Origin of the sequence: Streptomyces sp. NPDC048338 (genome assembly GCF_043201055.1) — a bacterium.
Taxonomy (GTDB): Bacteria; Actinomycetota; Actinomycetes; order Streptomycetales; family Streptomycetaceae; genus Streptomyces.
Window position 1 is genome coordinate 513,864 of record NZ_JBICYQ010000002.1, and the last position, 22,689, is coordinate 536,552.

The 22,689-nt window shown below is 70.7% G+C and carries 18 protein-coding genes; 14 read left to right on the top strand and 4 right to left on the bottom strand.

Annotated features, from left to right (window positions below):
- Window positions 1-10 precede the first annotated feature (10 nt).
- Window positions 11-802, bottom strand: a complete 792-nt coding sequence (locus tag ACGFZF_RS06920) for an SGNH/GDSL hydrolase family protein (RefSeq protein ID WP_393551564.1) — start codon at window positions 800-802, stop codon at window positions 11-13.
- A gap of 223 nt (window positions 803-1,025) precedes the next feature.
- Here ACGFZF_RS06920 and ACGFZF_RS06925 point away from each other — a divergent pair, with 223 nt between their 5' ends.
- The 6 genes from ACGFZF_RS06925 to ACGFZF_RS06950 all read left to right on the top strand — a co-directional run bounded on the left by ACGFZF_RS06925 (window position 1,026) and on the right by ACGFZF_RS06950 (window position 9,242).
- Complete coding sequence (locus tag ACGFZF_RS06925) at window positions 1,026-2,000, top strand: LacI family DNA-binding transcriptional regulator (RefSeq protein ID WP_393551566.1); 975 nt, start codon at window positions 1,026-1,028, stop codon at window positions 1,998-2,000.
- A 319-nt stretch (window positions 2,001-2,319) separates the two neighbouring features.
- A complete protein-coding gene (locus tag ACGFZF_RS06930; RefSeq protein WP_393551568.1) occupies window positions 2,320-3,684 on the top strand; it encodes an ABC transporter substrate-binding protein in 1,365 nt (454 codons plus the stop codon).
- An 89-nt stretch (window positions 3,685-3,773) separates the two neighbouring features.
- Entirely contained in the window at window positions 3,774-4,709 is a 936-nt protein-coding gene (locus tag ACGFZF_RS06935) for a carbohydrate ABC transporter permease (RefSeq protein ID WP_393551570.1), read from the top strand.
- Window positions 4,706-5,605, top strand: a complete 900-nt coding sequence (locus tag ACGFZF_RS06940) for a carbohydrate ABC transporter permease (RefSeq protein WP_393551572.1) — start codon at window positions 4,706-4,708, stop codon at window positions 5,603-5,605. The genes ACGFZF_RS06935 and ACGFZF_RS06940 overlap by 4 nt, the downstream gene beginning before the upstream one ends.
- On the top strand, window positions 5,602-7,653 hold the full coding sequence (locus ACGFZF_RS06945) for a beta-galactosidase (protein WP_393551574.1): 2,052 nt from the start codon (window positions 5,602-5,604) through the stop codon (window positions 7,651-7,653). Before ACGFZF_RS06940 ends, ACGFZF_RS06945 begins: the two co-directional genes overlap by 4 nt.
- Before the next feature lie 191 nt (window positions 7,654-7,844).
- On the top strand, window positions 7,845-9,242 hold the full coding sequence (locus tag ACGFZF_RS06950) for an aspartate ammonia-lyase (RefSeq protein ID WP_393551576.1): 1,398 nt from the start codon (window positions 7,845-7,847) through the stop codon (window positions 9,240-9,242).
- A gap of 95 nt (window positions 9,243-9,337) precedes the next feature.
- Here ACGFZF_RS06950 and ACGFZF_RS06955 read toward each other — a convergent pair whose 3' ends face one another.
- Window positions 9,338-10,765 carry a pre-peptidase C-terminal domain-containing protein gene (locus tag ACGFZF_RS06955; protein WP_393551578.1) on the bottom strand — a complete coding sequence of 476 codons (1,428 nt, stop codon included), beginning with the start codon at window positions 10,763-10,765 and terminating at the stop codon, window positions 9,338-9,340.
- 455 nt (window positions 10,766-11,220) lie between these two features.
- Here ACGFZF_RS06955 and ACGFZF_RS06960 point away from each other — a divergent pair, with 455 nt between their 5' ends.
- The 7 genes from ACGFZF_RS06960 to ACGFZF_RS06990 all read left to right on the top strand — a co-directional run bounded on the left by ACGFZF_RS06960 (window position 11,221) and on the right by ACGFZF_RS06990 (window position 18,341).
- The gene (locus ACGFZF_RS06960; protein ID WP_393551580.1) at window positions 11,221-12,039 is read left to right on the top strand and encodes an ABC transporter substrate-binding protein; all 819 of its coding nucleotides are present in this window, start codon (window positions 11,221-11,223) and stop codon (window positions 12,037-12,039) included.
- A 2-nt stretch (window positions 12,040-12,041) separates the two neighbouring features.
- Complete coding sequence (locus ACGFZF_RS06965) at window positions 12,042-13,004, top strand: amino acid ABC transporter permease (RefSeq protein WP_393551583.1); 963 nt, start codon at window positions 12,042-12,044, stop codon at window positions 13,002-13,004.
- 8 nt (window positions 13,005-13,012) lie between these two features.
- Entirely contained in the window at window positions 13,013-13,765 is a 753-nt protein-coding gene (locus ACGFZF_RS06970) for an amino acid ABC transporter ATP-binding protein (RefSeq protein ID WP_393551812.1), read from the top strand.
- Window positions 13,762-14,976, top strand: a complete 1,215-nt coding sequence (locus tag ACGFZF_RS06975; RefSeq protein ID WP_393551585.1) for a M20 family metallopeptidase — start codon at window positions 13,762-13,764, stop codon at window positions 14,974-14,976. Before ACGFZF_RS06970 ends, ACGFZF_RS06975 begins: the two co-directional genes overlap by 4 nt.
- A gap of 129 nt (window positions 14,977-15,105) precedes the next feature.
- Window positions 15,106-16,395, top strand: a complete 1,290-nt coding sequence (locus ACGFZF_RS06980) for a cyanophycinase (protein ID WP_393551587.1) — start codon at window positions 15,106-15,108, stop codon at window positions 16,393-16,395.
- Between the two features lie 93 nt (window positions 16,396-16,488).
- A complete protein-coding gene (locus ACGFZF_RS06985; RefSeq protein WP_393551589.1) occupies window positions 16,489-17,421 on the top strand; it encodes a MurR/RpiR family transcriptional regulator in 933 nt (310 codons plus the stop codon).
- A complete protein-coding gene (locus ACGFZF_RS06990; protein ID WP_393551591.1) occupies window positions 17,385-18,341 on the top strand; it encodes an ABC transporter substrate-binding protein in 957 nt (318 codons plus the stop codon). The genes ACGFZF_RS06985 and ACGFZF_RS06990 overlap by 37 nt, the downstream gene beginning before the upstream one ends.
- A 51-nt stretch (window positions 18,342-18,392) precedes the next feature.
- Here the strand turns inward: ACGFZF_RS06990 and ACGFZF_RS06995 are convergent, their stop codons facing one another.
- Both ACGFZF_RS06995 and ACGFZF_RS07000 read right to left on the bottom strand, forming a co-directional pair.
- On the bottom strand, window positions 18,393-19,265 hold the full coding sequence (locus tag ACGFZF_RS06995) for a MurR/RpiR family transcriptional regulator (protein ID WP_393551593.1): 873 nt from the start codon (window positions 19,263-19,265) through the stop codon (window positions 18,393-18,395).
- Between the two features lie 210 nt (window positions 19,266-19,475).
- The gene (locus ACGFZF_RS07000; RefSeq protein WP_393551595.1) at window positions 19,476-20,225 is read right to left on the bottom strand and encodes a YqjF family protein; all 750 of its coding nucleotides are present in this window, start codon (window positions 20,223-20,225) and stop codon (window positions 19,476-19,478) included.
- A gap of 319 nt (window positions 20,226-20,544) precedes the next feature.
- Here ACGFZF_RS07000 and ACGFZF_RS07005 point away from each other — a divergent pair, with 319 nt between their 5' ends.
- Window positions 20,545-22,620 (top strand): glycosyltransferase family 4 protein, encoded by a 2,076-nt coding sequence (locus tag ACGFZF_RS07005; RefSeq protein ID WP_393551597.1) that lies wholly within the window; start codon window positions 20,545-20,547, stop codon window positions 22,618-22,620.
- Window positions 22,621-22,689: the final 69 nt, after the last annotated feature.

Consider the following 22,689-nt stretch of genomic DNA (forward strand, 5'->3'; position numbering starts at 1 on the left):
GGGATGCGGGTCAGGCGATGGCGTCGAAGGAAGGCAGGTATCCGTACTGCTGCCCCTTGGTGTTGGGGTGGTAGCTCTCGTCGACGGGGATGCGGGTGCTGTGGATCCATGCGTCGCCGGAGCAGATCTCGTGGCCCGTGAAGGGGCCGCGTACGTCGATGAACCGGAACCCGGCCGCGGCCGCGCGTCCGCTGATGACCGAGTTCAGGGTGTCGGCGGCGTCGTCGAGGGCCTTGCGCTTGGTGTCGCCGATGCCGACGATGCAGCTGCCGAGCTTGTAGAACCTGGGATAGCCGAGCACCATGACCCGGGCCCCGGGTGAGCGGGTGCGGATGCCGGAGTAGAGCTGGTCCAGCTGACCGGGAAGCTCGTTGCGCGCCTTGGCCGTGCCGGTGTTCACGGCGTTGATGCAGGCCTGGTCGGACTGCAGGACGCACACGGTCATGATGTCGGCGAAGCCGATGTCGTTGCCGCCCGCGCTGACGCTGACGAGGGTGGTCGAGCCGGTCAGGCTGCCGAGCTGGGTGTTGCGGACGGTCGTGCTGGTGGCGCCGGAGCAGGCGACGAAGCTGAACGAGGCGGGGGCGTTCGACGCGCTCCACAGAGCGGGGTAGGACTTGGAGCTGCGCTTGCAGCTGCCGCTGTCGGAGAGGTAGGAGCCGGCACCGACACCGGAGGAGTAGGAGTCCCCGAGCGCGACGTAGCGTTCGCCCGCGGCCTGGGCGGTGCCGGTACCGACCAGCAGGGCGCCGAGCGTGCCCATCAGGGTGAGTGATGCGGAGAACGTGCGGATTCTTCGCATGTGAAGCCTCCATGGAGGTGGGGGTGGTCCGGGGCGGTCCGTCCGTCCCGGAAGTCGTCGGCTCCTGGGGGAGCGGTCGGGGTGCGGGAGCCCGTCCGCCGAGCCGCGGGTAAGGTCACTGCTGGTGGAGCCGCTCCTGCCGCGCGCGAGGGGGCGGGAGCCATCGCCGTACGGAGCCTGTCGGCTGATCACAGGAGGGTTTGCCATCGCCAGAGCGGTCACCATGAGCGATGTGGCCAGGGCCGCGGGGGTTTCCTCGGCGACGGTCTCCTATGTGCTCAGCGGGAAGCGGCCGGTGTCCGCGGAGACGCGCAGGGCGGTCGAGGCCGCGATCGAGGAGCTCGGATTCCGGCTCAACACCGTGGCGCGCAGCCTGCGGACGGGCCGGTCCACCTTGATCGCGCTCGTGGTCCCCGACATCGCCAATCCCTTCTACGCGCAGCTGGCGCACGGTCTGCAGGAGGCGTTGCGGCCCGGGGGATTCCACGTGGCCATCTGCAACACGGGTGCGAGGCTCGCCGACGAGCGGGCGTTTCTCGACGAAGCGGTGCGGCAGCGGCTGGCCGGTGTCGTCATCACGCCGTTCCGTCTCGCGCCCGGCGACTTCGACGTCCTCGCGTCCGCCTCCATCCCGGTCGTGGTCAGCGCCGACCTCCCGTTCGGCGACCACGACCTGGTGACTCCTGCGGCGGACGGGGCGGTCCGCGCGGCGCTGGAGCACGTCGCCGACACGGGTCGTCGGCGGATCGGCGTCATCGCCGGACCGCGTGACGCGGCCGGCGGCGATCCGCGGCTGGAGCGCATCCGCGCACAGGCGCCGGCGTTCGGCCTGAGGCTGCCGGACGCGCTCGTGGTCCACGGCGAGCACACCCGCGACGCGGGGGCCGAGGGCTTCGGCCTCCTCATGCGGCACCGGCATCCGCCGGAGGCAGTGCTGTGCGCCAACGACGTGGCCGCGGTCGGGGCGTTGGAGCGGGCGGAGCAGCTCGGCCTCCGCGTGCCCCAGGACGTGGCCCTGGTCGGGCATGACGACATCGAGTTCGCGTCGATCGTCCGTCCACGGCTGAGCACCATCCGGTACCCGGCCGAGGAGGTCGGCCGTGCCTGCGCCAGGCTGCTGGCCGAGCGCCTGGAGGGGCGTTCCGAGCGCAGCACCGTCGCGATCGGTGCTCGGTACATCAGGCGCGCGTCGGTCTGACGCGGTCCGCTTCGGGTGGCGTGCACGACGGCACGTGACATCGATCCTCCAAGACGGTTGACGTCGGTCGAGGCGAGCGGACCGCACAGTAACGTAATCGATTACGTCAGCGGGAGTGGTCGTGCGTCGTTACTTTTGACGGATCGACAAATCGCAGTTCAGAGACGGTAAATGGCCCTCCAGGGCGAGGTCCGTCCATCACGGCGGGGTGTCGAACTGGTAACGACGACGGCGGGCCTGTTGACGGTCGTGGATCGCGGTCCCGAAGGTTGCCGCCATCGCTCCGAGGGGGCGGGTGGGAACGACGAGGAGCGAGAACATGGCGATGCACAGGGGACGTGGGCGGCGCGGGCGACTGGTGGCTCCGGCGCTGGCGCTGGCGCTCGTCGGGCTGACGGGCTGCGGTGGTGACGACTCCTCCGCCGGCGGCGGCGCGAAGGCGTCCGCCTGCGAGCCGAGCAAGGAGCCGGTGACGCTGGAGTACTGGTCGTGGGTGCCCGGCATGGAGAAGGCCGTGGCCGCGTGGAACGCGAAGAACCCGCGTGTCCAGGTGAAGGTGAAGACCACGCCGGCCGGCAACGCCGGGACGTACCAGAACCTTTCGAACGCCCTGAAGGCGAAGAAGGCTCCCGATCTCGCCCAGGTCGAGTACGACTCGCTGGCCAGCTTCCGTCTCAAGGAGGGCCTGCGGGACATCGCGCGGTGCGAGGGCGTGACGGCGGCGAAGAGCACCTTCGTGGACTGGACGTGGTCCCAGGCGACCTTCGGAGCCGACGGCGAGGACGGTGTCTGGGCCGTACCCCAGGACACCGGCCCCATGGCCCTGTTCTACCGCAAGGACGTCTTCGACAAGCTCGGCCTGGCCGCCCCCACCACGTGGGCGGAGTACGAGGCGGCGGCGCGCAGGATCAAGGCCGACGCCCCCGGCCGCTACGTCACCCACTTCTCCCAGACCGACCCGAACTGGTTCACCGGACTGCTGTGGCAGAACGGCGCCGGCATGTTCGACCGCCAGGGCGACTCGTGGAAGGTGACGGTCGACCGGCCCGAAAGCCGGAAGGTGGCCGCGTACTGGCAGCGGTTGATCGACGACAAGCTCGTCGCGACCGATCTGCAGGGCTTCTCGCCGGCGCTGTACAAGGCATGGACCGACGGGGAGGTCGTCACCTGGATCAGCGCTGCCTGGGGGTACAGCACCATCCGTGACAACGCGGCCGCGACCGCGGGCAAGTGGGCCGTGGCCCCGATGCCGCAGTGGGACAAGGGCGGCAAGGCCGCCGGCAACTGGGGCGGATCGACGACCGTCGTCACGGCCGATGCCGAACACCCCTACGAGGCTTCGCAGTTCGCCCTGTGGCTGAACTCGGATCCGCAGGCCCTGGAGATCCTCAACCGGGAGGGCGGGCTCTATCCGGCGGCCAAGGCCGGACTGAAGCTCCCGGCGCTGCAGCAGCCCGTCGACTTCTACGGCAAGCAGAAGATCTTCGACGTGTTCGCCGAGGCCTCGGGGAACGTGAACACCGACTTCACCTGGGGCCCCACCATGACCGACACCTACCGGTTCCTCAGCGACGGAACCTCGGCGGCCGTCTCCGGCAACGGCACACTCGGCGACGCGCTCACAACGGCCGACGCCAAGAGCGTGGCATCGCTGCGCAAGCAGTCCCTCGACGTCACCGACTGAGCTGCCGTGCACCCCGCACCCACCCGGACCGCCGCAGGCCCCGTGACGCCCGCGGCGGTCACCCGCCCGACCATGAAAGGTCACCTGACATGACAGCAGAGGTGGCCGCCGGCCGGCGCGCTCCGACGACCCCCGTGAGCGGTACGCACGCACGCCGCCGCACCCTCGCCCCCCTGGGCTTCCTCGCCCCCTTCTTCGTCCCGTTCGTCCTGTTCACGCTGATCCCCGTCGGCTACGCCTTCTGGCAGAGCCTGCACCGGACCGAACGCACCGGCGGCACCTTCGGCCGCACCCGCACCGTCTTCGCCGGTCTCGAGCAGTACGCCGTGGTACTCCAGGACACCTCGTTCACCACCGGCATCCTGCGCGTCCTCGCGTTCGGCCTCGTCCAGATCCCCGTGATGCTCCTGCTCGCGCTCACCCTCGCCCTCCTGCTGGACTCCGCCGTCACCCGGCTCAAGAGGTTCTTCCGCGTCGTCTTCTTCGTCCCCTACGGGATCCCCGGTGTCGTGGCGGCGCTGATGTGGGCCTTCCTCTACGACCCCCGACTCTCCCCGGTCGTCGACCTGCTCCGCAGCGCCGGGTCCGATCTCGACCCGCTGGGGCCCGGAGCCATCCTCTGGTCCATCGGTAACATCGTCACCTGGACCTACACCGGCTACAACATGCTGATCATCTACGCCGCCCTGCAGACGGTCCCCGCCGACGTCCTGGACGCCGCCCGCGCCGACGGCGCGGGCGCCCTGACCACCGCGCTGCGGATCAAGATCCCGATCATCCGGCCCGCCCTGGTCCTGACCGGGGTGTTCTCCATCATCGGCACCCTTCAGCTGTTCACCGAACCGCAGGTGCTGCGGGCCATCTCCACCAGCGTGACCAGCACCTACACGCCGAACCTCGCCGCCTACTCGGCGGCCGCGGCCGACAACTACGCCGAAGCCGCGGCCATGTCGGTCCTGCTGGCCGGCGCGACCTTCCTGCTGTCCTTCGGCTTCCTCACCTTCACCCGACGGAAGAACACATGAGCGTCCTGACCCGCACCGCGGGAGCCCACGCCACACCGCTCCGGACGCGTCCACGTGCCCGCGCCGAGGGCTGGTCCACGGCCGCGGCCATGCTCTTCCTGACCCTGGTCGCCTGCTACATGCTGCTGCCGGTGTACTGGCTGCTGACCGCCGCCACGAAATCGCAGAGCGATCTCGTCGGCACCCCCGGCCTGCTCCCCGCCGACTGGCACCTCGGCGACAACCTCACCGCGCTCTTCACCCACCAGGACGGCGTGTTCGGCCGCTGGCTCCTCAACAGCCTCGGCTACGCGGGCGCCGGCGCAGCCGTCGGGACCCTGCTGTCCGCGATGGCCGGCTACGCCCTGGCCATCTACCGCTTCCGCGGACGCGAAGCGCTCTTCTCCCTCGTCCTCGGCGGCGTCCTCGTGCCCGCCACGGCCCTGGCCCTGCCCCTCTTCCTGCTCTTCGCCCAGGTCGACGCGACCAACACGTTCTGGTCGGTCTTCCTGCCCAGCATGGTCAGCCCGTTCGGCGTCTACCTCTCCCGCATCTTCGCGACCGCCTCCATACCCGGCGAGGTCGTCGAGGCGGCCCGCCTGGACGGCGCCGGAGAAGCACGGATCTTCTGCACGATCGCCCTGCCCATGATGGCCCCCGCCCTGGTGACGATCTTCCTGTTCCAGTTCGTCGTGATCTGGAACAACTTCCTCCTTCCGCTGGTCATGCTCCAGGACGAACGGCTCTACCCCGTCACCCTGGGCCTGTTCACCTGGCAGTCGCAGATCAGCCGCCTCCCGGAGCTGCAGACCCTCGCCATCACCGGGTCCCTCGTCTCGGTGCTCCCGATCGTCCTCACCTTCCTCACCCTGCAGCGCCACTGGCGCGCGGGTCTTGCCGCAGGAGCAGTCAAATGACCCGCCGCACCGACGACCGCTTCGTCCGGCACCGCGACGCCCTGAAGACCGTCACCGACCGGCTCGGCGGCATCGCGTACGGGGGCGACTACAACCCCGAGCAGTGGCCGCGGGAGGTGTGGACCGAGGACGCCCGCCTCATGCGGGAGGCCGGAGTCAACCTCGTCACCGTGGGCGTCTTCTCCTGGTCCCGCCTGGAACCCCGCCCCGGCGACCACGACTTCGCCTGGCTCGACGACGTGCTGGACCTGCTGCACGCCCACGGCGTCGCCGTCGACCTCGCCACCCCCACGGCGGCGCCCCCGCCCTGGTTCAGCCACGCCCACCCGGAATCCCTCCCCGTCACCCGCACAGGCACCCGCCAGGTACCCGGCTCCCGCCAGGTGTTCTGCCCCAGCAACCCCGACTACGCGCGCGCCGCCGACGGCATCGTGCGCCGACTCGCCGAGCGGTACGCCGACCACCCGGCCGTGGTCCTGTGGCACGTCCACAACGAATGGGGCAACCACAACGCCCTCTGCTACTGCGACGTCAGCGCCGCCGCGTTCCGCCTCTGGCTGCGGGAGCGCTACGAGACCCTCGACGAGCTGAACACCGCGTGGGGCACCGACTTCTGGAGCCAGCGCTACGGCGACTGGCAGGAGATCCAACCGCCCCGCGACACACCCGCGTTCATCAACCCCACCCAGGACCTCGACTACCGGCGCTTCTCCTCCGACGCCCTGCTGCGACGCCACCGGGCCGAGAGCGCCCTCATCCGCGAGCACTCCCCGAGGACGCCCCTGACCACCAACCTCATGGGCACCCTGGAGAAGAAGATCGACGGGTTCGCCTTCGCCGAGCAGTGCGACGTCGTCTCCGTCGACCACTACCTCACCGCGGCCGACCCGCACGCCCACATCGGTCTGGCGCTCAACGCCGACCTCGCCCGCGGCATGGCCGCGGGAGCCCCCTGGATGCTCATGGAGCACTCCACCTCCGCCGTCAACTGGCAGCCCGTGAACGTGGCCAAGAGGCCCGGCGAGATGCGCCGCAACAGCCTCGCCCACATCGCCCGGGGCGCGGACGCGGTCATGTTCTTCCAGTGGAGGCAAGCCAAGGCCGGCGCCGAGAAATGGCACTCCGCCATGCTTCCCCACAACGGGACCCAGAGCAGCACCTGGCGGGAGGTCACCCGGCTCGGCCGACACCTGCGCGCCCTGACCGACGTCCGCGGATCCACCGTCGACGCCCGAGTCGCCCTCGTGTTCGACTGGCACGCCTGGTGGGCACTCGAGCTCGACGCGCGCCCCTCCGCCCATCTGCGCTACCTGGACCTCGTCCACTCCTGGTACGAGGCACTGTGGTCCCTCGGACACACCTGCGACATCGTCCCGCCCGGCTCCGACCTCAGCGCCTACCGGGCGGTACTCGTGCCGAGTCTCTACCTCGTCACCGACGACGACGCCGCGAACCTGCACGCGTACGCGCGAGGTGGGGGACACCTCCTCATCGGGGCCTTCAGCGGTGTCGTGGACGTCAACGACCATGTCAGGCCGGGACCCCAACCAGGAGCCTTCCGCGACCTCCTCGGCCTCACCGTCGACGAGTACCTGCCGGTGCGCTCCACGGACCGCGTCGCCCTGTCCGACGGCTCGACGGCACACACCTGGGCCGAGCGCCTGGTCCTGCACGACGCGACGGCGACACTCCGCTTCGCCGCGGGGGCCTCCGGCGGACCGGCGGCCGGCGAACCCGCCGTCACCGTGAACCGTGTCGCCGGGGGCACCGCCGAGTACATCGCCACCCACCCGGAACCCGCCGTGCTGCGCCGGACCGTGGCGGCGCTCTGCCGGAAGGCGGGCGTCCAGCCCGCGGCGGACGTACCGGTGGGCGTGGAAGCCGTACGGCGTCGCGCGGACGGTGGCAGCTTCCTGTTCCTGATCAACCATCTGGACGAGTCGGTCACCGTGCCGGTGCGGGGTACCGACCTGGTCAGCGGCCGCAGCTACGAGGGGAAATGCCGGCTGGGAGGCGGCGACGTGGTCGTCGTGCGCGAGTACGACTGAACGTCGAGAGCGGGAGGAGTCCCGGCGGACTCGCGCCCTCGCCCGCGAGCGAAGGCACACCGCGCCCGCCTCCCGTTCTTCCCCCGCTCGTTCCGTAACGCATGTTTCAAATTGCCTCTTGCTCTGGCAATGAGTAACGCACCATACTGCTGGTGTCGAGATGTGTAGCAGGCGTGTGGAGGAGAGGGCCGATGGCCGCTGTCAGGCGTGAGCGGGACCTGCTGGGTGAGCGAGATGTGCCGGCCGACGCCTACTACGGCATCCATACGCTGCGTGCCGTGGAGAACTTTCCGCTCTCCGGCGTCCCGTTGTCCGCTCACCCGGAGCTCGTCGTGGCACTGGCGAGCGTCAAGGAGGCCGCGGCGCTCGCGCACCGCGACCTCGCCACGCTTCCGCCGGACCGTGCGGACGCCATCGTGACGGCGTGCCGGGAGATCCGGGCCGGGGCGCTGCACGACCAGTTCGTGGTCGACGTCCTCCAGGGCGGCGCAGGTACATCCACCCACATGAACGCCAACGAGGTGATCGCCAACCGTGCGTTGGAGATCCTCGGGCACCCCCGCGGGGCCTATGGGCATGCGCACCCCAACGATGACGTCAATCGCGCGCAGAGCACGAACGACGTGTACCCGACGGCCGTCAAGCTTGCCCTGCGTGCGGCCGCGGGTGTGCTGCTCGACTCGATGACGGACCTGGCGCGGGCGTTCACCGAGCGGGGCGGCGCCTTCGCGAAGACCTACAAGCTGGGCAGGACGCAGCTTCAGGACGCCGTTCCCATGACGCTGGGGCAGGAGTTCGACGTCTTCGCCCTGACCGTCCGGGACGATGCCGCCGTGCTGCAGGCGGCGAGGGCGGAGACGTGCGAGGTGAACCTGGGCGGCACCGCCATCGGCACCGGGCTCAACGCGGATCCCGGATTCACCGCCGCCGTCGTGGCGCACCTCGCGCTGGTCACCGGGGTCCCGGTCCGGGAAGCGCGTGACCCGATCGAGAGCACCCAGGGTATGGGTGCCTTCCTGCAGATGTCGGCGGCGCTGCGCCGGTTCGCGTTGCGGCTGTCGAAGATCTGCAACGATCTGCGGCTGCTCGCCTCCGGTCCCGCGGCAGGGCTGGGGGAGATCCGTCTGCCGGCCCGGCAGGCCGGGTCGAGCATCATGCCGGGCAAGGTCAACCCGGTCATCCCGGAAGCGGTCAACCAGGTGTGCTTCGACGTCGTCGGCGCGGACGCGGCGGTGTCCATGGCGGCGCAGGCCGGGCAGTTGCAGCTCAACGCCTTCGAGCCACTCGTCGCCCACCTCCTGCTCACCGCGATACGCCGTCTGGGTGCTGCGTGCCGGATCCTCGCCGAGCACTGCGTCCAGGGGATCGAGGCGAACGAGAGTCACCTGCGGTTCGCCGTCGAGCGGTCGGCGGGGCTGGCGACCGCACTCAACCCCGTGATCGGCTACCCCAAGGCGTCCGAACTGGCGCGCCGATGTGTGACCGGCGGAGTACCGGTGCGGGAGCTGGCGCTGCGGGACGGGCTGCTGTCGGCGGAGGAGCTGGACGGTCTGCTCGACCTGCACAGGCTGGTGAGGCCACCACGCTGAGACGCGGCCGGCCGCCCCCGGGACACCGGGGGCGGCCGGGCGTTTCACGCCTGAGCGGAGCGGGTCTGCCGGTCAGGGCTCGTGGAGCCCGGCCGTCAGCTCTTGGCGAGCGTGCAGGTGTAGGTCGCGGTTCCGGATCCGCTGTACGCCTCCATCTCGGCGTAGTAGGTGCCGGTTCCCGTCGCGGTGCGGGTGAAGCTCACCGACTCGTCCGCTCCCGCACCGTTGTTGACCGAGCGGGTCAGGGTGCTGCCGGCGCTGTCCAGCCAGTACAGGTCCGCGTCGTAGGCGGTCGGAACGGCGCAGTTCACGGTGGCGGTCTGTCCGGAGGAAAGCGTGACCTTGAAGTAGTCCCGGTCGCTGGACGACTTCATGCCGCCCGTGAGCGTGGCGGGGGAGGACAGGCCCGTGGCGTCGTTGGCGGTGTCGCGGGTGTCGTTGGGCTCGGCCTCGGCGAGGCTGCCGCTGCCGGCGGCCCCGCAGTTCGTGACGGGTGTGCCGCTGTAGAGGTTGGCGTCGGCCACGCCGTTGGTGACGCTGCGCAGGTAGTAGCCGCAGGTGGGACGGTTCTTGAAGTCGAAGGTCGAGCCGGGGGTCAGGCGCCAGATCTTGTAGCCCGAGTAGGTGAGCGGCTTGCGGTCGACGGCCTGTTCGGGCTGGTGGTCGCCGAGGATCACATATGCGTCCTTGCCGTACTCGGTGGCCATGCCGTTGCGGTCGATGAACAGCGAGCCGCCGCCCTCCTCGACACCGACGGCCCAGGCGGCGCCGCCCGTGGTGAGCCCGTCCTTGAGGGCGCGGGCGACGAAGGCCATGCTGCGGCCCATGCGGTCGCGGGTGACGAAGTGGGAGTCGTTGATGACGCCTCCGTAGTTCGCCCACTGGAGCATGCCGGTGGTGAAGCTGATGTAGCGGTCGTAGGGGTTGGCGAGCGCCTCGGCGCTGGTGACGCTGCCGTTGCAGGCGTCGTAGACGACGGGGCTGTTGATGTGGTGGCCGGCGCTGCCGCCGCCCGAACCGCCGCCCTTGGCCACGACGGACTCGACGGAGGCTTCCAGTGCGGTGCCCTTCCATGCCGCGTACCGACACTGGTCGCCTCCGGCGAAGTACACGAACTCGGCGTTGCGCACGTCGGTGTTGACCTGGCTGTTGTTGCCGTCCGAGGCGGCCGTCAGGGTCCAGGTGGTGCAGGAGTTGACGCCGGTGAGGCCCATGACGGTGTCGCACTCGGGTGTCTGGCTGCCCGACGTGGGGGCCGAGCCGGACAGCACGACCACGTCCATGCTGCCCGTGCCGCCGCGGATCTCGTCGATGGCTCGGGTCATCGAGGCGGGCACGATCGCGCCGGCGCCGTTCATCGTGAAGGCGGGCCCGTTCCAGGTCGTGCGGCTGACGTCGGTGGCCGACCCGAGCCGGACGCGGTTGGCGGCCGCCTCCGACTGCTGTTGGGCGGTGAGGGTCATGGCCGCGGTCAGCAGCGCGACCGTGGCGAAGGCTGTGCGGGAGGCGGCTCGTGAAGCCATAGGGGTGCTCCTGGAAAAGGGAGGGGGCGGCGGGCGCGAGGGGAGTGGGCCGGACTTCTGGCCATCCCGCGGCGACCGAGGTTGGTAGCGGAACATACAAGCAGGCCATGACGAGCGGAAGATGTAAGGCGCCGATCTTCCGAAACGACAGCCATGTCACGGCGTTTTGCCCGTTAAAGCGTGTACTTGGCGAGGCTGGATCGACTGCCTCTGGCGCGTTACGTGAACGTAACGTGAGATACATCTAGGCAAGCTGCCTGTTGTTCTGTAACTTCCGTGGTGCGTGCTCGACGGCTTGAATCCGTCGGCAGATCACCGAGAGGCCAGATCCGATGACAGTTCGTTTGACTCGCCCCCTCGCCGTTGCCCTGGCGGTTTCGGCACTTGCGACACTGGCCGCCTGCGGCGACTCCGACCCGGCCCCCGCCGCCGGCGGCGCGACGTCCGTCGCTGGTGTGCAGATCAAGAAGGACCAGGCCCTGCACGACCTTCTGCCGGAGCAGATCAGAAAGGCGGGCAAGGTCCGCGTCGCCACCGACGTCCCCTACCCGCCCTTCGAGATGTTCGTGAAGGAGGGCGAGAGCGCCCTGACCGGACTGGACTACGACCTGGGCCAGGCGATCGGCGGGAAGCTCGGCGTGACCTTCGCCTTCACCCCGCAGAAGTTCGACGGCATCGTCCCGGCCATCCAGGCGGGCAAGTTCGACGCCGCGATGTCGGCCATCACCGACAACAAGGAACGCCAGCAGGTCGTCGACTTCGTCGACTACTCCCAGTCCGGCTCGGGCGTCCTCGTCGCGGAAGGCAATCCCGCCAAGATCAGCGACCTCGACAGCCTGTGCGGTCAGAAGGTCGCCGTCCAGGCCGCGACCAACCAGCTCGACCTCCTCAAGAAGCACCAGGCGGACTGCGCCAAGGCCGGCAAGGGCAAGATCGAGATCCAGACCTTCCCCAAGGACTCCGACGCCCAGCTCGCCCTGCGGTCCGGGAAGGTCGTCGCCCAGGTCCTTACCAAGCCGGCCGCCGGCTGGGTCGCGAAGACCGCCGACCAGGGCAAGGCCTTCGACCTCGTGGAGGACCCCGCGGCGCCCGGCGGATACAACGCCTCGCCCAACGGCATCGCGGTCGGCAAGCAGGTGCCCGGTCTCGCCGACGCGATCCAGAAGGCCCTGCAGTCCCTCATCGACGACGGCACCGTGAACGCCATCTACAGCAAGTACGGCGTCGCCTCGATCGCCGTGCAGAAGGCCACCAAGAACGCGGCGGTGGACTAGAAATGATCGACACCAAGCCCTCGCACAGCGACACCGCCGTGACCAGGCCCACCGGGGACGACTTCGAAGTGGTCCCCGTCCGCAACTACGGCCGCTGGATCGCCGCAGCCGTCTCCGTCCTGGCCCTCGTCGGCCTGATCGGCTCCCTGGCCAAGAACGACAACCTGCACTGGGACGTCGTCGGCCGCTACCTCTTCGCCGACCTGATCTTCGACGGCCTGGGCACCACCCTCTGGCTCACCGCCGCCGCCATGGCCCTCGGTCTGGGACTGGGCACGCTGATCGCCGTCATGCGCCTGTCCTCCAGCCCGGTGCTGTACGGCCTCGCCACCGCGTTCGTCTGGGTCTTCCGCGGCACGCCCCTCCTCGTCCAGATCATCTTCTGGGGCTACGCCGCCGCCCTCTACAAGTACGTGAAGATCGGCGTCCCCTTCACCGACATCACGTTCTTCCAGGCCGAGACGAACGCCCTGCTGACCCCCGCGATCGCGGCTCTTCTCGCCCTCGGACTCAACGAGGCCGCCTACGCCTCGGAGATCGTCCGCGCCGGCATCCAGTCCGTCGACACCGGACAGGCCGAAGCGGCCCATTCCCTCGGCATGCGCCCCGCCCTCACCATGCGGCGGATCGTGCTGCCCCAGGCGATGCGCGTCATCATCCCGCCGATGGGCAACGAGACCATCAACATGCTCAAGATGACCGCCCTCGTCTCGGTCATCTCCGCCCACGACCTGATGTCGAACATCCAGGACGTGTACGCCCAGAACTACCAGGTCATCCCGATGCTCGTCGTCGCCAGCCTCTGGTACCTCGCGCTCGTGACCCTGCTCAGCGTCCCCCAGGCGTGGCTCGAACGCCGCTACGGACGAGGCACCGCCCGCGCCGCACAGGCATCACCCCTGCAGCGCATGCTCGGCGGAGCCACCGGGCTGATCGCCAGGAAGAACAAGGAGACCCGCCGATGAACGCGCCCATGGTGCGCGCCGAGGGCGTACGCAAGCACTTCGGCAAGCTGGAGGTGCTCAAGGGAATCGACCTCACGGTGGAGCGCGGACAGGTCTGCTGCCTCCTCGGCCCCTCCGGCTCCGGCAAGTCGACGTTCCTGCGGTGCATCAACCACCTCGAGAAGGTCGACGGCGGCAAGCTCACCGTCGACGGCGACCTCGTCGGCTACCGTCAGCACGGCACCAAGCTGCACGAACTGCGCGAACGTGAGGTGGCCGCACGCCGACGCGACATCGGCATGGTCTTCCAGCGGTTCAACCTCTTCCCGCACATGACGGCCCTGGACAACATCGTCGAGGCGCCGGTCAAGGTCGCCGGCGTCTCCAAGGCGGACGCACGGGAGCACGCCCACCAGCTCCTGGACCAGGTCGGACTCGGTGACCGGGCCGGTCACTACCCGGCGCAGCTGTCCGGCGGCCAGCAGCAGCGCGTCGCCATCGCCCGCGCCCTCGCCATGAAGCCCAAGCTGATGCTGTTCGACGAGCCGACGTCCGCGCTCGACCCCGAACTCGTCGGTGACGTCCTCGACGTGATGCGCGGGCTCGCCTCTGACGGCATGACCATGGTCGTCGTCACCCACGAGATCGGCTTCGCCCGCGAGGTCGGCGACACGGCGGTCTTCATGGACGAAGGCGTCGTCGTCGAAGCCGGTGACCCGCGCCGGGTGCTCGTCGAGCCGGAGCAGGAGCGTACCCGTGCGTTCCTGTCCAAGGTGCTGTGACCGCGCAGGCCTGCCGGCAGTCGCTCACCGAGCAGCTGCTGGCGCTCGCCCGGGCCCACCAGGACCAGTACCTGAGCGATCTGCGCGAACTCGTCTCCATCGACTCCGGGTCCTACAGCCCCGACGGGGTCAACCAGGTCGCGGACTGGGTACAGCGCAGACTGCGCAAGCTGGGCTTCACCGTGGAGCGCATCCCGTGCCCGTTCACCGGGACGCACGCGGCGGGAGACGTCGTCGTCGGCCGGAAGATCGGTTCCCTCGGCGCCGTCGACGGAGGACGGAAGATCCTCCTCGCCGGGCACATGGACACGGTCTTCGACGACGGAACGGCGGCCGAGCGGCCCTTCCGGCGACATGGCGGTCTCGCTCACGGCCCGGGTGTCAGCGATGACAAGGGCGGACTCCTCGCCGGCCTCGCGGCCCTGGAGATCCTCGACGCGGCAGGCGTCGACGGCTACGACGAACTCGTCCTCCTGGCCACGCCGGACGAGGAGATCGGCTCCCCGGCCAGCCGGCCGATCATCGAGCGGACGGCCGCCGGCATGCACTACGGCCTCGGCCTCGAGTGCGCGCGGGAGAACGGCGACCTGGTCGTGGCCCGCAAGGGCGTCGCCGACTTCCGCCTCACCGTCACCGGCAAGGCCGCCCACGCCGGGATCGAGCCGGAACGCGGAGCCAACGCCGCACTCGCCGCCGCCCACCTGATCGTCGAACTCCAGGCACTCAACGGGCACTGGGACGACGTCACCGTCAACGTCGGCGTCGTGCGCGCCGGGACCCGCCCCAACATCGTCTGCGCCGAGGCCGAACTCCGCATCGAGGTCAGAGCCGCCACCGCCGCCGCGGTACAGCGCGTCGACGAAGCCATCCGGCGGGCCGCCGCGCACCCGGCCGTGGCGGGCACCAGCGTCACGGTCGAGCAGCTCGACCTGTGCCCGCCGATGGAGGACACCGCCGTCTCCCGTCGCATGTTCGATGCCGCCCGCCAGATCGCCGACAGGTTCGGCGTCGGCATCGGAGCGGCGGCCACGGGAGGCGTCGGTGACGCCAACCTCATCGCGGGGATGGGCGTCCCGACCCTGGACGGGCTCGGACCCGTCGGCGGCGCGGACCACACCGCCGACGAGTGGCTCGACGTCTCCAGCGTGCCGGAGCGCGTCGCCCTGCTGGCCGCCCTCGTCGCCACGCTCGGCACCACCGGCACTCCGTAGGACGCGGAAAGAAGCGTCGCGGAGTCCCCCCAACTCCGGCAGTGCGTGCTCCGCGCTGCCGGACCCGGTCAGGGCCGGTCCCACGGAAGCCGGCCCTGACCTTCCCCGATCCGAACCAACGGAGGCACCATGCGCGCCCAGACCCCTGCACGCCGCGCCATCATCGCCGGCAGTACCGCCCTGGTACTCGGTGTTCTCTCCGCGGCACCCGCGGCCCAGGCCGCACCCACGCACCGCACCCCCGCCCACGGCTCCCTCGTGCTGGTGGGCGGGGGCCTGAAGGACGACAACACCCAGGTCTACGGCGAGATCATCCGGCGTGCCGGCGGTGCCGAGGCCCGCATCGGCGTCATCACCGCGGCCTCCGTCCCCGCCAGCCAGGACCCCGACGCCGGCGACCCCGAGCTGTGCAGCAACTCGGAATGCAACGGCGCCTACTACGCGGGCCTCTTCAAGAGGCACGGCGCCGCCGACGCCCAGTGGGTCCCGATCGACCTCGACCACATCTCCAACGCCGACTCCGACACCGTCGTCCGCCAGATCGACTCCATGACCGGCTTCTTCTTCGGCGGGGGAGACCAGTACCGGTACATCACCACCCTCCTGCACGGTGACCGGCACACCGACTCCAAGGTCCTCGCGGCCATCCGCCGCAAGCTCGCCCACGGCGCGGTCGTCTCCGGCTCCTCCGCCGGCGCGCAGATCGCCTCCGGCCGCGACATGGTCAGCGGAGGCGAGTCCTACGAAGGCCTCCGCGACGGCAGCTCGCCCGGCTACTTCGAGGACCCCACCCGCCTCGGATACATCCCCGAGGGCGGATTCGGCTTCCTGCGCTCCGGCCTCATCGACACCCACACCGGCGCCTACGGCAGGGAGGGACGCGCGCTGCGCCTCGCCGCGGACACGCACCACGACCGCGTCTACGCCCTGGAGGAGAACACCGCCCTGGTCGTCGACAACCCCGGCACCACGGGCGAGCAGCTCAGTGTGCTCGGCCCGAACGGTGTCGCCGTCCTCGACCTGCGCCACGCCCGCGCCCGTACCGACGCCTCCGGTTGGTCCCTGCGCGGCGCCCGCTACAACTACCTCACGAACGGCGACCGCTACACCGCTCGCACCTGGCGCGTCTCCGCCGCCCCCGGCAAGACGCCCGCCACCGCCGAGGACACCACGGCCGTCCCCGCGAACACCGACGTCTTCTACTCGGCCGCCAACCCCGACGGCACCCCGTACTCCTTCCGCACCACCGCACGCGCACTCGCCACCAGGACGCAGAGAAGCGTCACGGCGACCACGTACGAGACGCAGCCGCAGTACGCCGTCACCCTCACCAAGGGCCACGGTTTCGTGGCGCTGACCGACACCTCCGCGAGTGCGCGGACGCTCATCGGCCTCGAGGTCGGCATCAGCCCCCGATAGCTACCGCCCCGCCGTCGTCCGGTCGGCGCCGCCGACCGGACACACCCTCCGGCCAGGAGGTCCGAGGAACCCACCGGAAGGACGACCCCGCCCATGGCCTCCGGCTCCCTGGCCGACGACATCCGCCTCAAGCTCGGCACCCTGAGCCCCGCCGAACGCAAAGTCGCGCGCGTTCTCCTCGCCGCCTACCCCTCCGCGGGCTTCGAGACCGTCGCCACCCTCGCCCTGCGGGCCGCCGTCAGCGCTCCGACGGTCCTGCGCTTCGTCGCACGACTCGGCTACAGCGGGTTCCCCGACTTCCAGGCCGCCCTGCGCCGCGAACTCGACGCCCGCAACGCCTCCCCGCTCACCCTCTACGACACCCCGGCCAGATCGACCGCCGGCGACTCCACCGACGGGCTGATGGCTCGCATCAGCACGCTGCTGAGCTCCGCGCTCACCACGACCCTGACCGAGATCCCGCCGCACGACCTGAACACCGCCATCGACCTGCTCGCCGACCGCAGGCGCCGCATCACCCTGGCCGGCGGCCGCTTCACCCATCTCCTCGCGCACTACCTCGCGCTGCACCTCATGCAGCTGCGCGACGACGTCCGATTCCTGCCCGACCGCGACGTCGAACGCACCGCCGCGCTCGCCGGAATGGGGCGACGCGACGTGGTCGTCCTGTTCGACTACCGCCGCTACGAGGACGACAAGCTCGCCATCGCGCAGCTCGTCGCCGACCACGGCGGACGCACCGTCATCTTCACCGACACCTGGCTCTCACCCGCCAGCGCCCACGCCGACGTCGTGCTCCCCAGCCGCGTGGACACGCCCTCGCCCTACGACAGCCTCGTGCCGACACTCGCCGTCATCGAGACGGTGGTCGCCGGGCTGCTCATCGCCCTGGGCGACGAAGCCCACCGGCACATGACGCACGGCGAGGCGACCGCTCGCCGCATCCAGCTCTTCCGAAACGCCGATCCCACACCCGCAGGAGGCCCGCCATGCCCGCCCGCCGCATCACACCCGCTCTGCTCCTGATCGCCGCCACGGCTGTGCTCAGTGCCTGCGGCACCTCCGGCACGACGCCGGCCGCCGACGCCAAGCCCGCCCAGGCCGGCCCCGTCGAGGTGCAGCCCGGACTGACCGTCAAGCCCGATCCCGCGCTGCAGGCCAAGGTCCCCCAGGCCATCCGCTCCGCGGGTGTCGTACGGGTGGCCACCGATGTGCCCTACCCGCCGTTCGAGATGTACGAGAACGAGACCAGCAAGCAGATCACCGGCATCGACTTCGACCTCGGCCAGGCCATCGGCGCCCGCCTGGGCATCAGATTCGAGTTCCAGGCACAGAAGTTCGACGGCATCCTCCCCGCGGTCCAGGCCGGAAAGTTCGACGCCGTGATGTCCGCCATGACCGACAAGAAGGCCCGTCAGGCGTCGGTCGACTTCGTCGACTACCTCAACGCCGGCCCGGGCTGGCTCGTCAAGAAGGGCAACCCCGAAGGCATCAAGGTCGTCACCGACGTCTGCGGGAAGCCCGTCGGCGTCCAGACGGGAACCAACCACCAGAAGCTGCTCCAGGAGCGCCAGGCCCTCTGCAAGGCCGAGAACCTTCCGCCCATCAAGATCCTGGCCTTCTCCAAGGACTCCGAGGCCCAGCTCGCCCTCCGCAGCGGCAAGGTGGTCGCCGACTACCTCGACGAGGTCACCGCCGGCTACGTCGCGGCCACCGCCGACAACGGCGCGACCTTCTCCACCGTGACCGGCAGGCCCGCGGTCGGTGACTACAGCGCCTCGCCCATGGGCATCGGCGTCTCCAAGGACCGCCCCGGTCTGAAGGAAGCCATCCAGGCCGCGCTGCAGTCCCTCATGGACGACGGCTCCTACGAGAAGATCCTCACCACGTACAACGTCCCCGGCATCGGCATTCCGAAGGCCACCGTCAACGGCGCCCTCGACTGAGCCGGCGGCCGGGGCGACCGTAACCGACGGGAGCCCCGGCCTCCGTGGCACTCACAGCAGGCCGAGCTCGCGGGCCGCCGCCTCGCCGTCCTTCATCCGGTCGTGCGCGGTGCTCCCCAGTCGCGCGAGGACGGCGGTGACCAGCGATTCGACCAGGGCGAGGGTCGGCGTCAGACTGTCGTAGGGCGACTCCGACGTCACCTGGCTCGTCAGCACCACGTCGGCCTGAGCGGTGGCGGGCGACAACCACGGGTCGGTGAAGACGATGACTTTCGCGCCCCGTTCGCGCGCGAGCTCGGCGATGGCCGTCTTGTCGTCCTCGTAGCGGCGGAAGTCGAAGATGACGACGACGTCCCGGCGTGCGAGCTGCGTCAGGGCGGAAACCCGCTCCACGTGCCCATCGGGCACGAAGGCCACCCGCTCCCGCAACTGCATCAGGTGGAGTCCCAGGAACTGCGACAGCAAGTGCGTGAACCGCCCGCCGACCAGGTGCACCCGCCGCCGCGAGTCCGCCAGCAGTGTCACGGCCTCGTCGAACTCGTGGGCTGTCACCTCCCGGAAGGTCTGCTCCACCGCCTGCTGCACGACGGCCAGTCCCGGCAACGCGGCCCTTCCGGACTCCGGACCCGTCGAGGCCCGGCGCTCGTGAGGGCTCGACGCCTCGTAGAGCGTCACGGGAGAGGCGGTGCGCGCGTCCAGCTCCGTCCGCAGGGCGGCCTGCAGGTCGGGGAAACCCCCGTAGCCCAGCCGCGAAGCACAGCGCAGAACCGTCGGCGCGGAGACCGAGGCACGCTCCGCGATCGTGGCCACGGTCTCGAAGACGGAGGCGGGATAGCCGGCCAGGAGGACCCGCGCGACCTTGCGTTCGGCCGGACTCAACTCGCCCAGACGACTGCGGATCTCGTCAGCCAAAGTGCCGCTCACCCAACGCTCCTCGTGTCGCCTACGAGCCTCGCCGCTCGTGTACCAGAGTACAGGACGCGTGTCCCGCGGCCCCAAATGTATCGCCTGTTACTGCGGGTGGGAACGGTCGGCGACGGGTCGTGAACGCCGGGACCTCCGGCAGGTCTGGAGACGGGCGGCGCGCTGCCGCCTGGGCCTCTGACCTCCGGCACGGTCGCACCGGCCGGGTGGTCACGCTCGTGTGGGTGTGCCGAACCTGACCCGGACACCGGGGGAGTACAGCACGCTCGCCGGCGTGCGGGCGGCCACCTGGAGCCGGGTGGCCGCCTCCACCAGCCGGTCGTCGAGCGACAGGAGCGCCACTTCCCGGAACGTCCACGGCGCGTGGTGCACGGGCCAGAAGTACGTGCGCCCCCAGGCGCGTGCGTGCAGGCCCCACCGCGCGGTGAGGAAGTCGTCGAGCTCTCCGGGGACGTACGGGCGCTCGCTCCGGGCGATCCAGACCCGGGACACCGGCCCCCGGATCCGTCTGCGCCGGGTGGTGAACAGCAGCCGGTCGCCGAAGTGCAGCGTGCGGGTGGAAGCCCAGTGATAGGGAAGTCGCCACACGCTCCGTGCCACCACGGTCGGGAGCAACCGCTCGCAGTCGAGCGTGCGGAACACGACGCCGCGGCGTCCCTCCTCGTCCACGCTGTACAGGCGGACGTTGACCTCCGTGAAGGACCCGACGACGGGGAGCGCCGGACCTCGACCCAGCGCGAGCCCCCTCATCCGGAAGAAGACGAGTCCGACGTAGGTGTGCGCACCGACCACGTCCGGGCGGGTGCCCTCCGGGAAGTGGTGAGCGACCGCCCCGGGCGCCACCGGCCAGTGCAGGAGGACGACGTCGTCCCAGAACTGACTGAACAGGGGGCGGGCGATCTCGTGCGGTGCGGCACGGGACAGGGGCTCACCGGGTGCGGGCGCCGGGGGGTGGGCCATGAGCACCTCCTGCTGGTGACCGGGTGTACCGCTTCCTTCCGGACGTCCGACGCGCTCGGATGCGGTGCCCGCCGTGCCCTCTCCGAGCGTCGCGTCCGCGGTGCCGGCAGGGGGGAAGGGCGGACTGAGCACCACGACGCGCGGCATCTCGCCTCCCGCGGGAGCGGAGCCGCTCCCGGCCCAGAGCCCAGCCCTTCGCCCGGAAGGCGCCGGCCGGATGCACGCGTACGGCACTCCTCGAACCCCGCGCCCGCTGCATCCCTGGGACGGCGACGGAAGGAATCACCACGGCTCGAACCCTTCCTCCCGAGGAGCAAGCATGGATCCCGCGATCGCCGTGGCGACCGCCGACGGCCGCACGAGCAGCGCTCCCCCCGGTGCTCCGGGGGGAGAGGACGTCTTCACCGCCTTCCGGCAGCGCTACTGGCAGGCGCCGTCCGCTGCGGACCCCCTCCCCGACTCGGTCCGCATCCGCGCATCCGGATCACTTCTGGCCGACCTCCTGGCGGCGGAGTACCGGGCACCGGAGGGAGACGCCGGCGGGAGCGTCCGGCTCGGCGCGGAGGACCGGGCCGTCGCCCGCCTGCGCGCGGACATGCGGGCGGGGAGGACGCCGACCCCCGAGGAAGGCGTCCTCGGCTGCGCCGGCAGCCCCCTCCGCCGGGCGGCCGTCGCCGCCCTGTGGGCGGGAATCGCGGAATGCCACGGCGCAGCGCGTGCCGCGGCGGCGCTGCACGCAGGTCTGCTTCACGAACAGAAGCCGGAGGCGCGGGCACTGCTCCTCGACCTCGCGGCCGCGCACGAACAGGCGGTCCCTGCGCTCCTTCCCGTCCGAGAGGTGATCAGGGACGCCCACAGCGAGGTCCGAGGGCTCCGGCATGCCGCCTGGCGCGCACTCGCGGCACATCTGCCCGCGGTGGCGGCAGCGCTGCGGGGCGTGCGCGCCACCGACGTGTACGAGCGGCTGCTTCTGGAGGCCCTGACACCGCTTCCCGGGGCGCCCCTGGCCGCCGAGCGGGCGGGCGCGGTCGTGGTCCAGTCCATGCTGATGGGCGGACTCGATACGCCCGGGCAAGGGCTCAGCGGGGGCCTCGGCGTCCTTCTCGGGTCGCTCGGTGACGCCCTGGTCCGCACGGAGCAGGTGGCCGCGGTCGTCACCGTCGTCGGTGCCTGCCGACCGGAGCTGGTCGAAGACCCGGTTCTGCTCCGCCGGCGAGGTCCCGGCCACTGGGTCGTACGCCTGCCCGTGGACAGCGACCGCCCCCTCGGCCCCGAGACCATGGGCCTCCACCGCGAGGCTCTCGCCTGGTGGGCGGTACGCCTGCTCGGTTCGCTGGGGCGGTCCGTCGATGTCGTGCACGTGCGCTACGCCGACGACGGTTCGCTCGCCCTGGCGGAGTCCGCGAGGCGTCTCGGCGCCTCTCTGGTGTTCACCGCCACTCCCGATCCGCACCGCCAGATCACCGAGCGGCACGGTATCCCCGGAGCCGATCCCGACGCCCTGCGCCTCGACCTCCACCGCGTCTTCCTCGCCGACTGCCTCGTCGACCGCGCCGACCGCGTCGTCGCCCTCGCGGGCCGCGGAGGCGGGACGAACGAGCTGCTGCGCCACTTCCCGCAGCTGCCCTCCGGCTCCGCCGGTCCTCTCGCCGTCCCGGAGGGCATCGGCCCGTACGACCCCGCCGGGAACGAGAAGGCGAGGCGGCGTTCACTGCTGCGCCGGGTCGGGGTCCGGCCGGCCCCGGTCGCGGCCGGCGAAGGGACCCTGCTGCTGAGCGTCGGCCGCCTCCACCCGGTCAAACAGCAGGACCTGCTGGTGCGTGCATGGCTGGAATCCGGCAGCCACGAGGATTCCCGCCTGGTCCTCATCGGCGGAAGTCCCGGAGCCGACGATCCGGTGGAACAGCGGATGCGTGATCGGATCGAGGAATCCCTCGCGTCCTGTCCCGGGGCCAGGAGCCGCATCCAGTTGCTCCCCGCTTGGTCGAACGCCGAAGTCCGCTGCCTGGAAAGGGCTTTGGCCGATCCCGCCACCGGCGTACGCGCCAGATACGTGTGCCCGAGCGCCAAGGAGGAGTTCGGGCTCGCCGTACTGGAGGCCATGGAATCAGGGCTCGCCGTGGCGGCCCCCGCCCGCGGCGGCATACCGACCTACCTGGTCGACGGCGTCAACGGACTGCTCCTCGACACGTCGACCTCACGCTCGCTCGGCGCCGGCCTGCGCCGGCTGCTCGCGCTCGACGAACCCGCCGCCCGTGCGATCGGTGGCCGCGCCCGAAAGCTGGTCCGCGACGCGTACTCGGTCGAGCGCATGGCCAAGACCCTGGCCGACGACTACCGGGCTCTCGCGGCGGACCGGCGCGGTCGTCCGGCCAGGGGGGTCCGCCCCAGGTAGGGGCGCGCGCCCCGTCGGCGAGCTGCCCACCGAGGCGCACGCGGTGGTCGGTGCCGGCTGAATCCGAAA